This is a genomic window from Streptomyces sp. NBC_01275, from assembly GCF_026340655.1.
Taxonomy (GTDB): domain Bacteria; phylum Actinomycetota; class Actinomycetes; order Streptomycetales; family Streptomycetaceae; genus Streptomyces.
Window position 1 is genome coordinate 9,613,514 of sequence record NZ_JAPEOZ010000001.1, and the last position, 14,071, is coordinate 9,627,584.

Genomic DNA, 14,071 nt, shown 5'->3' on the forward strand with positions numbered 1-14,071 from the left:
TGACAGATGCCTGCGAACGCGTCCCCTCACCAGACCTCCGAGCCGTCCGTGACGACCGTCGAGGGCGTGCGCGCCTGGCTGGCCTCGGCCGTGGCCGAGACGGCCGACCTCGACCCGTCGGCCGTCGACCCACACCGTCCGATCGCCGAATTCGGCCTGGGATCCCGCCAGTTGGTGACCCTGGGCAACGGACTCGCCGAGCAGGTCGGCCGCCCGCTGGACCCGTCCCTCGTCTTCAACCACCCGACGATCGCGGCGATCGCCGCCGCCCTCTTCGAGGAACGGCCCGCCGACCGCGCCCCCGCGCGGCAGCCGGAGCGTCCGGCCGGCGACGACATCGCCATCGTCTCCATGGCGTGCCGCCTCCCCGGCGGAGCCGACGACCCCGAGGCGCTGTGGCGGCTCCTGGACGCCGGACTGGACGTCGTCTCCGACGTCCCGGCGGGCCGATGGGACACCCACGGCCTGCTCGACCCGGACCCGGACGCCACGGGCAAGGCCTACACCCTGCGCGGCGGCTTCCTCGACGGCATCGACCGCTTCGACGCGCCCTTCTTCGGCGTCTCCCCGCGCGAGGCCGCCGCCATGGACCCGCAGCAGCGCCTGCTGTTGCACACCGCCTGGGAGACCCTGGAACGCGCCGGCATCGTCCCGGACACGCTGAACGGCACCGACACGGGCGTGTACGTCGGCCTGTACGACAGCGGATACCTCGCCGCGGCCTCCCTCGGGCAGCTCGACGGACACGTCGGCACCGGCTCCGCCTCCAGCGTGGCCTCCGGACGCATCGCCTACACCCTGGGCCTCCAGGGGCCCGCGGTCACCGTCGACACCGCCTGCTCCTCCTCTCTGGTCGCCCTGCATCTCGCGGCGCGGGCGCTCGCCGCAGGCGAGTGCGACCTCGCCCTGGCGGGCGGCGCGACCCTGCTGGTGACCCCGCGCGGCCATGTCGAGTTCAGCCGGCTGCGCGGGCTGTCGCCGTCGGGGCGGTGCAGCCCGTTCTCCGCCGACGCGGACGGCGTGGTGTGGGCCGAGGGCTGCGGTCTGGTGCTGCTCAAGCGGCTCGCCGACGCCCGCCGGGACGGCGACCGGGTCCTCGCCGTCGTCAGGGGCTCGGCGCTCAACCAGGACGGCCGCAGCCAGGGGCTCAGCGCCCCCAACGGCCCCGCGCAGGAGCGGGTGGTGCGGGCCGCCCTGGACGCCGCCGGGCTCCGGCCGGACGACATCGACCACGTCGAGGCGCACGGCACCGGCACCCGGCTCGGCGACCCGATCGAGGGCGGCGCGCTCGCCGCCGTCTTCGGGCCGGGCCGCCCCGCCGACCGGCCGCTGGTCGTCGGCTCCGTGAAGTCGAACATCGGACACACCCAGGCCGCCGCCGGCATCGGCGGGGTCATCAAGACCGTGCTCGCCCTCGCCCACGAGCGCATCCCGGCGTCCCTGCACGCGCACACCCTGACCGAGCACATCGCCTGGGACGGCAGCGGACTGCGTGTGCCCACCGCCGCCGAACCGTGGCCGCGCCGCGCCGACCGGGTACGACGGGCCGGCGTGAGCGCGTTCGGCATCAGTGGGACCAACGCGCATGTGGTCCTGGAGGAGGCGCCCGAGGACCTGGTCTCGGGGCAGACCCCCGGCTCCGACGAAGGCGAGCCGCCCGTCTCCCCAGGGGGCGAGCCGCCCGTCTCCCCAGGGGGCGAGCTGCCCGGCCCGACCCTCTTCCCGCTCTCCGCCCGCAGCCTCCCCGCCCTGCGCGGGCAGGCCGCGCGGCTCGCCGAGCGTCTGGCCGAGCGGCCCGAGTCGTCCCTCCCCGCCGTCGCCGCGACCCTCGCCCGGCACCGCACCCACTTCGCGCACCGGACCGTCGTCCAGGCCGCCGACCGCGCCGAACTCCTCGCCGCCCTCAGCGCGTTGGCCGGGGGACGGCCCGATGCCGAGCACACCGTCGGGCCCGAGCGGACGCCCGCGTCCGGCAAGGTGGCCTTCGTCTTCCCCGGCCAGGGAGCGCAGTGGGCCGGCATGGCCCGCGACCTGCTCGCCGCCGACCCGGTGTTCGCGGACGAACTCGACCGTTGCGACGGCGCCCTGCGCCCCTTCACCGAGTGGTCCGTCGCGGCCGTGCTGCGCGGCGACGCCGACGCCCCTTCCCTGGACCGGGTGGACGTCGTCCAGCCCGTGCTCTTCGCGGTGACCGTGTCCCTCGCCGCCGTGTGGCGGGCCCGCGGGGTCCGCCCGGACGCGGTGATCGGACACAGCCAGGGCGAGGTCGCCGCGGCCTGCGTCGCCGGCGCCCTCAGCCTCAACGACGCGGCCGCCGTCGTGGCCCTGCGCGGCCAGGCCCTGACGGCGCTGTCCGGCACGGGCGCGATGGCCCTCGTCGCCCTGCCCCGCACCGAGGTCGAGGACCGCCTCGCCGGCCTCGACGGCCGGGTCTGCGTCGCCGCCGTGAACAGCGACCGCGCCACGGTGATCGCCGGCGAGGCGGAGCCGCTCCAGGCCCTGCTCGACACGCTCGAGCGCGAACAGGTCTTCGTGCGCCGCCTCGAGGTCGACTACGCCTCCCACAGCGCCCAGGTCGAACGCGTCCGCACCGAACTCCTCGACGAACTCGACGGCGTCATCGCCTCCCCGACCTCCGTCACCTGGTACTCCACGGTCACCGGCGAACCCGTCACCGAGGACCTCGAGGCCGACTACTGGTACGCCAACCTGCGCGAGCCCGTCCAGTTCGCGCCCACCGCCGCGCGCATGGCGGCCGACGGATACCGCTTTTTCGTCGAACTCAGCCCGCATCCCTCCCTGTTGACCGCCCTGCACACCATCGACGAAGACCTCGTCGCCGTCGGCTCCCTGCGCCGCGACGCCGACGGGCCCGCCTGTCTGGACCGCGCGGCGGCCGAACTCCACGTCCATGGACGGCATCTCGACTGGCGCCGACTGGTCCCGGACACGGCCACCACGGTCCCGGTCGACCTGCCGACCTACGCCTGGGACGCACAGCGCCACTGGATCGAACCCGAGGGCGCGACCGGGACCGGCGGGCTCTTCGACCGCGCAGCGCACCCGTTGCTCGGCATCCAGTTGCAGTCGGCGGACGAGACCCGCTGGACCTTCCGGGGCGAATGGTCCCCGGCCACCGCCGACTGGCTGCCCGACCACGCCGTCTTCGGCCGGACCGTCGTCTCGGGCACGACCCTGCTGGAACTCTGCCGCGCCGCCCTGACCGCGGCCCGCCCCGACGAGCCCGCCGACGTCACCGGCCTGCTCCTCCTCGCCCCCCTGACGCTGCCCGCCACGGGCACGGTCGAGGTCTCCGTCGAGGTCGTCGCCGACGGTCCCGTCCCCGAGGTCACCGTGCACAGCCGCCCGCGCGGCCAGGAGGCCCCGGGCTGGACCCTGCACGCCACCGCCTCCTCGGCCGCCTCCGCCCCGACGCCGGCGGACCGGCCCCCGGCCTGGCCCGAGGACGCCACCCCGGCCTGGACGCCCGAGTCGTACGACCGCCTGACCGACGTCGGCATCGGCTACGGGCCCGCCTTCCGGGGCGTACGGGAGGCGGTGCGCACCGGGGACGGCGAGCTGCTCGCCCGGCTGTCGCTGCCGGTCGCCGCCCGGGACGTCGCCGACCCCTACCCGGTGCATCCGGCCCTGCTGGACGCCGCGCTGCATGTGGCCGCCGCGCTCGATCCGTCCGACGGCCGGGTGCTGCTGCCCGTGGCGGTGGGCCGCTGCACCCTGGAGGGCGGCGGCACGGACCTCACCGCGTCCGTCCGCCGCACCGGCGGCTCCGCGACCGACCTCACCCTGGACGTCGCCCTGTGGGCCGCCGACGGCTTCCCGGCGGGCCGCCTGGAGGACGTACGACTGCGCGCCGTGACCCCGGCCGACCTGAGCAGCGGATCGGCGAACGCCCGGCACCTGTACGAGCTCGCGTGGACGGCCGTGGACCCGGCGGCCGAAGCGGTCGGGTCGGGGGAGCGGGAGCGGTCCGAAGCGGTCGGGTCGGGGGAGCGGGAGCGGTCCGAAGCGGTCGTACGCTTCTGGCCGCAGCCCGAACCGGACGCCGAACCCGCGGCCACGGCCCTGGAGTTGGCCTCGGTCGCCCTGGACGAGCTGCGGACGCTGGTCGCCCTCGCGCCCGGCGAGGCGCCCGCCCGGACCGTCTGGGTGACCCGAGGCGCGATCGCGGCGGGCGAGGGGGACGCCGTGCCCGGCCTCGCCCAGTCCGTGCTGTGGGGGCTGGCCCGCAGCGCCCGCGCCGAGCACCCGGACCTCGGACTCACCCTGCTGGACGTCGAGGGTTCGGACGACTCCGCCAGTCCCGACTGCGCCGATGTCGTGTCCGCCGCCCTCACGCACGCGGACGAGCCCGAACTCGCCTACCGGTCAGGCGAGTTGCTCGCCCCGCGACTGATCAGGGCCCGTACGGCGGAGAGCGGGGGTCTGTACGTCGACGGCACCGTCCTGATCACCGGCGGGCTGGGCGCCGTGGGCCGGCACATCGCGCGGCTGCTCGCCGAACGAGGCGTCCGCCGACTGTTGTTGACCTCCCGTCAGGGGGCCGCCGATCCCCGTGCCTCCGCGGTCGTCGCCGAACTCGCCGCACTCGGGGCCGAAGCGGAGGCGGCGGCCTGTGACGTCACGGACCCGGTCGCCGTCGCCGATGTCATCGCCCGCGTGGGCGACGCGGCGCCGCTGCGCGGGGTCGTGCACTGCGCCGGTCTCCTCGACGACGGGGTGATCGCCGAGCTGACCCCCGAACGGCTCGCCCGAGTGCTGCGGCCCAAGGTCGACGGGGCCGTGCATCTGCACCGGCTCACCGCCGGGCTGCCGTTGGAGACGTTCCTGCTGGTCTCCTCGGCCGCCGGCGTCCTCGGCGCCGCGGGCCAGGGCAACTACGCGGCCGCCAACGCCTTCCTCGACCAACTCGCCCACCACCGGCGTGCCCAGGGCCTGCCCGGCGTCTCGGTCTCCTTCGGCGCCTGGGCCGGCGAGGGCCTTGCCGCCGAGCACGCCGACCTGGCGCGCATGGCCCGACAAGGCCACCGCGCCCTCACCCCCGAACAGGGCCGCGACCTGGTCGAACTCTCCCTGCGACGCGGTACGCCCCACCTGGTCGCCTGGGCCCTCGACCTGCCGCGCGTCCGGGAGACCGTGGGAGGGGCGGCGCTGTGGCGCTCGCTCCTGCCCGCACCCCGCACCGCCGGACCGGGCGGCGGCCTCGCCGACCGGCTGGCCGCGCTGCCCGAGGCCGACCGCGCCGACCGCATCCTCGCCCTGGTCCGCGAGGAGGCCTCCCGCGCCCTCGGCCTGCGCTCGGCCGACGCCGTCCGCCCCGACCGGCCGCTGCGCGAGCTCGGCATGGACTCCGTGACGGCCGTCGAACTGCGCAACCGCATCGCCGCCCGCCTCGACGCCAAGCTCCCGGCCACCCTCCTCTTCGACCATCCCACCCCCGCCCGGCTCGCCCGGCATCTGCTCGACACGGCGCTCGGCGGGCGCACGGCACGGCAGGCGGCCGGTGCCCGACCGGCCCGCGCCGCGACCTCCACGGCGACCACCGCCGGGATCGGCACGGCGACCGACGAGCCGATCGCGATCGTGGCGATGGCCTGCCGGCTGCCCGGCGGCGTCGACGACCCCGACGACCTGTGGCGGCTGGTCGCGGAGGGCCGGGACGCCGTCGGCCCCTTCCCGGCCGGACGCTGGGACGTGGCGTCCCTCTACGACCCCGACCCGGACGCGCCGGGCAAGACGTACGCCCGCGACGGCGGCTTCCTCGACGACATCGAGTCCTTCGACGCCGGCTTCTTCGGCATCACCCCGAAGGAGGCCGCCGCCATGGACCCGCAGCAGCGGCTGCTGCTGGAGACGGCCTGGGAGGCGCTGGAGCGCGCCGGCATCGTGCCCGCCACGCTCGCCGGCAGCACGACCGGCGTCTACGTCGGCATGTTCGGCAGCGACTACCTGGCCGGATCCCGCCTCGACCAGCTCGACGGATACGTCGGCACCGGCTCCGCGCTCAGCGTGGCCTCGGGACGGCTCGCCTACGCCCTCGGCCTGCACGGGCCCGCCCTCACGGTCGACACGGCCTGCTCGTCGTCCCTGGTCGCCACCCACCTCGCGGCCCAGGCCCTCAGGTCGGGCGAGTGCGACCTCGCGCTCGCCGGCGGGGTCACGCTGATGGTGACCCCGCAGACCTTCGTGGAGTTCAGCCGGCTGCGCGGCCTGTCCGCCAGCGGCCGCTGCCGCTCCTTCTCCGACGACGCCGACGGCGCGATCTGGGCCGAGGGCGCCGGGATGCTCGTACTGAAGCGGCTGAGCGACGCGCGGCGCGACGGCGACGAGGTGCTCGCCGTGCTGCGCGGCACCGCCGTCAACCAGGACGGGCGCAGCCAGGGCCTGTCCGCGCCCAACGGCCCCGCGCAGGAGCAGGTGCTGCGCCGGGCCCTCGACCTGTCCGGACTCGCACCCGACGACGTCGACTATGTGGAGGCGCACGGCACCGGCACCGCCCTCGGCGACCCGATCGAGGCGAACGCCCTGGCCGCGGTGTACGGCGCCGACCGACCGCGGGACCGGCCGCTCCGGCTGGGCTCGCTGAAGTCCAACATCGGCCACGCCCAGGCCGCTTCGGGCGTCGCCGGGCTCATCAAGGTCGTGCAGTCCCTGCGGCACGGGACCCTCCCGGCCACCCTGCACGCCGACACGCCCAGCCGGCACGTCGACTGGGCGGACAGCGGGCTGTCGCTGCTTCAGGAGGCGCGGCCTTGGCGGACGACCGGGGAGCGGATCCGGCGGGCCGGCGTGAGCGCCTTCGGGATCAGCGGGACCAACGCGCACGTCATCGTCGAGGAGGCCCCGGCCCTCGCGACCCCGGCCCTCGAAACCCCGGCCCTTGAAAGTCAGGCCCCGGAAACCCTTGTGGAACCCGAAGTCCAGTCGGGCGAGCGGCTGTTCGTGCTCTCGGGACGCGGCGAGGCCGCCGTGCGCGGACAGGCGGCGCGGCTCGCCGCACACCTGACCCGGGACACCGACCTGTCGGACCTCGCTCACACCCTCGCCCGGCACCGCAGTCACTTCGAGCGGCGCGCGGCGATCGTGGCCGACGGCCGGGACGAACTGCGCACCGCCCTCGACGCGTTGGCGTCGGGCCGGGCGCCCGTGGCCGCGGCCCGCGAAGAGCAGAGCGGCAAGGTGGCCTTCGTCTTCGCCGGGCACGGCGGCCAATGGCCCGGCATGGGGCTGGAGTCGACGGCGGACTCGACGCCCGACTCGGCCGCCTTCCGCGCCGAGCTGACCCGCATCGACGAGGCGATCCAGCGGCACGTCGGCTGGTCCGTGCTCAACGTGCTGCGGGCACCGGAGGAGTTCTCCCCGCTGGAGCGCACCGAGTACCTCCAGCCGGCGCTGTTCGCCGTCAACGCGTCGCTGGCCGCCGCCTGGCGCGCCCTCGGCGTCACCCCGGACGCCGTCGTTGGACACAGCCTGGGCGAGATCGCCGCCGCGTACAGCGCGGGCGCCCTCACCCTCGACGAGGCCGTGACCGTGGTGACCGGACGGGCCCACGCGGTCGTGCCGCTGGTCGGACACGGCGGCATGATCGCCGTGGAGCTCCCGCACGCGGAGGTCGAGGAACTGCTCCTGCCCCACGCGGGTCGGCTGTTCGTCGGAGCGGTCAACAGCGCCGGCTCCACGGCCGTTTCGGGCGAGGCCGAGGCGCTGGCCGAGCTGCGCCGCGCGCTGGAGGAGCGGGGCGTCACCGTACGGCCGCTGTCGACGCCGTTCGCCTCGCACAGCCCGCTCATGGAGCCCCTGCGCGAGGAACTGCTCGACCGGTTCTCCGCCGTCAGCGGCACGCGGACGCCCACCCCGCTGTACTCGACCGTCCTGGCCGAGCCCGTGCCCGGCGACCGCCTGGACGCCGACCACTGGTTCGCCAACCTCCGTCGGCCGGTCCGCTTCGCGGACACGATCGCCCGCATGCTGGACGACGGGTACCGCTACTTCGTCGAGCTGAGCCCGCATCCCTCGCTCACCGCCGCCGTCGAGGCGGTGGCCGCCGAGGCCGGTGTGGACGCCGTCGGCGTCGGCTCGCTGCGCCGTCGGCAGGACGGACACGGCGTCCTGCTGCGCCGGGTCGGCGAACTGTACGCGGCCGGGCACGCACCGGACTGGGCGACGCTGTTCCCGCGGGGCCGCCGCCTCGACCTGCCCACGTACGCCTTCGACCGCGAGCGTCACTGGCTGGCGCCCGCACCGGCCACCGCGGCCGGCTCCTCCCCGCTGCTCGGGACCCATGTCGAGGCCAGCGACGAGCCCGACCGGCACCTCTTCCAGAGCGACCTCGACCTGCGCGACCGCCGCTTCGCCTATCTCGCCGACCACCGGGTCACCGGCGAGGTCTGGCTGCCCGGCGCCGCCTTCCTCGACATGGCCCTGGAGGCCGCCGCAGCGCTCGGCGGCGGCGGTGAAGTGCGGCTGGCGGACGTGCAGTTCGTCCAGCCCCTGCGCCTCGCCGAGGACCGGCCGGTACGGCTGCAACTCGTTCTGCGGCCGGCCGAGAACGAGGGGAGCACCGAAGGCGGCTCCCGGGAGTTCGTCGTCTCCTCGGCGGCCGTCGGCGGCGGGGGCAGCCGTGGCGGTGGCGGTGTCGGGCGCTGGGAGCGTCATGTCAGCGGGCGGGTGGTTGCGACGGAGAGGCCACGGCCCGCCGACGCCGAGAGCCCGGACACCGTGGACGCGGACGTGGTCGCGGACGTGGTCGCGGACGCGGACTTGGACGCGGACTTGGACGCGGACTTGGACGCGGACTTGGACGTGGGCTTGGGCTTGGACGTGGGCTTGGACGCTGTGCGCGAGCGCTGCACGGAGAGCGTCGAACTGGCACCGGTCTACGCCCAACTGGGCGCCCTCGGCATCGACTACGGCCCCGCCTTCCGCACCCTGGAGTCGGCCCGCCGTTCGGACACTCTCGCGGTCGGGCGGCTCGCGGAGCGGCCCGCCGCCGGACATCTGTTCCACCCCGCCGTCCTCGACGCCGCCTTCCACACCGCCGCGCTGCCCGCCGACGCGCCCGAGGGGCGGGCGTTCGTGCCCGCCGGGTTCGGCCGGGTCCGCTTCACCGGGCGGCGCACCACACCCGCCTGGGCGAGCTGCGCACTGCGCTCCGTGAGCGGGGACACCGCCACCCTCGACCTGCGCCTGTGGGACGCCGACGGGCAACTCCTTCTGGACGTCGAGGAGTTCCGGCTCGCTGCGCTCTCCCCGCTGGACGGCGCCCTGTTCGAGACCCGCTGGCAGCCCCGCCCGGCCGCTCGACAGCAGCCGGCCGAGGGCGGCTGGCTGATCCTCGCCGACGGCACGGGAACCGCCGCCGACCTTCTCGCCCGCCTCGACGCGTCCGCCACGCCCCACGTCGTCGCCCGCCGGGGAGCGGAGTTCGCCGTCGAGGGCCCCGGCCGGTACGTCCTCGACCCCGCCGACCCGCAACACCTGGGCCGCCTCCTCGACGAGGCCTACCCGGACACGCTGCCCGCCCTGATCGCGCAGCTGACCGCCCTCGACGCACCGTCCGTCGTGGACGACCGCACGGCCCAGGAGGCGGCCCGGCTGGGCTGCCTGAGCACGCTGCACCTGGTGCGCGCGCTCGCCGACCGGCCGCGCGGCAGCGCACCGCGCCTGTTCACCGTCGTCCGCGGCACCCAGGCCGCCGGCGACAGCGAGCAGGTCGCGCATCCGCAGCAGGCGCTCGCCTGGGGCTTCGGCCTCGCTGTGGCGCAGGAGCACCCCGAGTTGGCGGTCACCCTCGTCGACCTGCCGCCGACCGGCGGGGCCGACGCCCTGTGGACCCAGCTGCGGCACGCCGACGACGAACGGCTCGTCGCCTTGAGGGAGTCGGGCCGCCTCGTCCCGCGGCTGACCCGCACCCGCCCCGACGAGGAGGGCGGCGACGGGATCACCGCGGTCGGCGTCCAGCTGATCACCGGCGGTCTGGGCGGCCTTGGCCGGGTCGTCGCCGAGCGACTGGTCCGGCGCGGCGCCCGCCGCCTGGCCCTGCTGAGCCGGGGCACGCCCGCACCGGAGGCCGCGCACTGGATCCGGGGCCTGGAGGAGCGCGGGGTCACCGTGCACCTCGCCCGCGCGGACGTCGCCGACCGCGCCGGACTCACGGCGGCCCTGGACGCCGTACGACAGGAGGCCGGGCCGATCGCCGGGATCGTGCACGCGGCCGGTGTCCTCGACGACGCCACCGTGGCGAACCTGACCGACGAGCGCGTCCTGCGCGTCCTCGCCCCCAAGGTGCTGGGCACCGCCCTGCTCACCGAACTGGCTCCGGAAGCAGGCACGTTGGTGCTGTTCGCGTCGGCGGCCGGGCTGCTCGGCTCGGCCGGACAGAGTCCCTACTCGGCGGCGAACGCCTTCCTCGACGCCTGGGCGCACCACCTCTCCCGCACCGGCCGACGGGCGCTCAGCCTCGACTGGGGCGCCTGGTCCGGCGTCGGGATGGTCGCCGAGTCCGGCGCCCGGGCGGCGGAGACCGGGCGCTCCGGACTGGTCGCGTTCTCCCCGCAGGAGGGCGGCGAACTGTTCGACCGGGTGCTGGCCACCTCCCGCCGCCAGCTCGCCCCTCTCGCCCTCGACCGGGAGATGCTCGCCCTCGCCCCCGACGCGGCGCGCGCCCGCCCGATCCTGGCCGACCTCGTCACCGCTCCCACGGGCACGGGCGACGCGGACGGCCTGGTGAAGAAGGTGTTCGCGGCGCAGTCCGACGACGACCGCGCCACCTGGCTCGAGGCCTACGTCCGCGCCCGTGTCGGCGAGGTCTCCGGCGGCATCGTGGACGCCTCCGCGAGCACCGCCCTGAAGGAACTCGGCCTGGACTCCCTCATGTTGGTCCGGCTGCGCAACGCCTTCGCCCGCGAACTGGGCGTCGAGCTGCCCACCGCCGAGATGTTCGCCGCCGCCGACATCCGCGGCCTGGCGAGGACCCTGGCCGCGGCCCTGCCAGAGCGGGCGGCCACTGCCTTCAGGGGGGAGGTCACGGCGGAGGACGTCCCGGAGACCGAGCTCCATCCGGTGACCCGGGACGTCGTACGCCTGCTGCGCAGCGCCCAGCCGGGCATGCCTCAGGCGGCCCACGCCGTGGGCCTCGCCGTACGCCTGACCGAGCCGACCGCCCACGAGACGCTCACGGCCGTCGTCGCCCGCCTCGCCGCACGCCACGCGGCCCTGCGGACAGCGGTGGTGCTCGGAGCGGACGGGCGACAGCTGCGGGTGGAAAGGGAGTCGGCGGAGCCGCTGCTCCGATGGACCTCCGTGTCAGGGGAGTTGGACGCTCCTCAGCGGCTGCGTGCGCTGCTGGAGCCGGAGTTCGACCTGGCGGCCGCGCCCCTGTGGCGGTTCGAGCTGCTGGACGGCGGACCGCGGGGACAGATCCTGGTCTTCGGCGCGCACCATGCCGTGAGCGACCTGCAGTCCCTGCTGCTCGTCGCGGGCGAGATCGACGCCGAACTGTCGGGCGCGGAACTCGGCGCCGACGTCACCAACCGGGATGTGCGCCTGCTCATCGAGGCCCAGCAGACGGGGGAGAGCACCGGCGCCACCGCCGAGTGGCGCGAGGCCTTCGACGGCAGCGAGCGTCTCGACCTCACCCTCTCCCGCCCACGCCCCGCCGAGCGGTCGTACCGGGCCGGCAGCGTCACCGTGTCCCTCCCCGAGGGGCTCATGGACCGGGTGACGACGGCCGCCGCCAAGCTCGCCGTCACGCCCGCCGCCTTCTGCCTCGGCGCGCTCACCGTCCTGCTGGCCCGCAAGCGGGAGAAGGAACGGTTCGTGCTCGCCGTACCGGTGGACACCCGTATCCACGTCGACGCCTTCGACGCGGTGGGCTTCTTCGGCGTGCCGGTGCCGTTCCCGGCGCAGGCCCGGCCGAGCGAGCCGGTGGCGGAGGTGCTGCGCCGCACCGACGGCCGGCTGCAACGGCTCCTGACGAAGGGCGCGATGTTCTCCGACGTCCTCGCGACCCTCGCCCGACAGGGCCTGCACCGGCCCGCCGCACCCCTGGTCGAGGTGTACTTCAACTACGTCCGCTACGGCGGCCGCCTCGACCGGCTCGAGGTGCTCCCGGCCGGCACGGGGTACTCCGACCTCGACCTGATGATCACGATGACCCCGGACGCGGGCCGTATCCGGCTCGACCACAACCTCGACATCCTGGACCCGACGGACACGGCCGGGCTGGGCGAGGAGTTCCTGCGGGTGCTGGAGGCTGCGGCGGAAGACGCTTCCGTGCCGGTCCGGGCGGCGGCTGCACCTCAGGAGGAGCCCGCACCCCCTGCCTCCCTCGCCCTCGCCGCCACCTTCGCGCTCGGCAACCTCCCGCTGATGTGCGAGGCGGCTCTGCGGGACGGGACAGAGCGGGACGGGACTCTGCGGGACCGCGGGTCGTACGGCGGTCTCGGGGTCGCCGAAGCCCCGTACCACCAGGTGCTCGCCGCCCTGCGCGATCCCTCCGGCGTCTTCGCCGACCCCGCCGCGGCGGTGGGCGTGGTGCTTCTGCGGGCCCAGGACCTGGAACGGTTCGGTCCCGTCGACGACACGCTCCTCGCCGAGCTGCGCACGGAGTACCCGGCGGCCCTGCGGGCCCTCGCCGAGCGCACCCGCAAGCCCCTGGTCGTCGCCTTCCTGCCGTCCTCCCCCGACCCGTCCTCCCCCGACCCGTCCTCCCCCGACCCGTCCTCTCCCGACCCGTCCTCTCCCGGCTCGTCCTCTCCCGACGGCGAACGCCTCGCCCGCTGGGAACGCGAGATCGCCGCCGACCTCACCGGTCTGCCCGGCATCGCGGTGCTCGCCGACGACTGGACCCGGCGTCACCCGGTCGACGAACGCTTCGACGAGCGCACCGAGCGGCTCGCGCATCTCCCCTTCACCCCGCCCTTCCAGGCGGCGGTGGCGCTGAGCCTCGCCGACGTCGTACGGGCGGTGCTGCGGCCCGCGCCCAAGGTGATCGCCGTCGACGGCGACGAGACGCTGTGGAGCGGGGTGGCCGGAGAGACCGGCCCCGACGCCGTGGACCTGTCCGGGCCCCGGAGACTGCTCGCGCGCCGGCTGCTGCGGTGGCGCGAGGCCGGGGTGCTGCTGGCGCTCGTCAGCAACAACGACGAGGCGACCGTCCGGGCCGTGCTCGACCGGCCCGACAGCCTGCTGAAGGCCGAGCACTTCAGCGTCCTGTCCGCCGCCTGGGGGCCCAAGCCCGTCCGGCTGGCCGACGCGGCCCGCACGCTCGATCTCGGCGTGGACAGCTTCCTCTTCCTGGACGACAACCCTGCGGAGATCGCCAAGGTGCGGGCCGCACTGCCCGAGGTACTGGCGGTGACCTGCCCGCCGGAGGCCGAACTCGCCGAGTTCCTGGACCGGTTGTGGCCCCTCGTCCCCGCCGCGGCGACGGCCGAGGACGCGCTGCGGGTCCGCTTCTACGACCAGGAGCGGGAGCGGGACGCCGTCCGCGAGGAGGCCGGTTTCGAGGACTTCCTGGCCCAGCTGGAACTCGACGTGGACATCCGGGCCCTGGACGAGGGGCCGGGGCAGGACGGGAGTGGTGTGCGGCGGGCCGAGCAATTGGTACGTCGTACGAACCAGTTCACTCTCCGGTCCCGGTCGGCCGACGGCGGTGATCTCGTCCGGTGGCGACAGCAGGGCGAGGTGTGGACCGCGGCGGCCCGTGACCGGTTCGGCGACTACGGCCAGATCGGCCTGCTCGCCGTCCGTGCCGAGGGCGACCGACTCGACGTCATGGCCTGGCTGATGAGCTGCCGCGCGCTGGGGCGAGGCGTCGAGGAACGCCTGTTGGGCTGGCTGGCCGACCGCGCCGACGAACTGGGCTGCACAAAGGTCCGGTTGACGGCGGAACGCACCCCGCGCAACGCGCCGGCCCGCCGGATCGTGGCCGCGCTCGGCGGGGGAGACCCGGAGGACGAGCGGTTGGAGACCGTGGCCACACCGGAGCACCTGCGGGCGTTCCGGTCCTGGCGGCGGTAACGACCTTGAGCAGCAGAACCACCCCGAGCAG

General features: G+C 75.5%; 1 protein-coding gene. It reads left to right on the top strand.

Going from position 1 to position 14,071, the window contains the following annotated elements; all coding sequences use genetic code 11:
• Positions 1–6 precede the first annotated feature (6 nt).
• On the top strand, positions 7–14,040 hold the full coding sequence (locus OG562_RS42280; protein ID WP_266407595.1) for a type I polyketide synthase: 14,034 nt from the start codon (positions 7–9) through the stop codon (positions 14,038–14,040).
• Positions 14,041–14,071 lie beyond the last annotated feature (31 nt).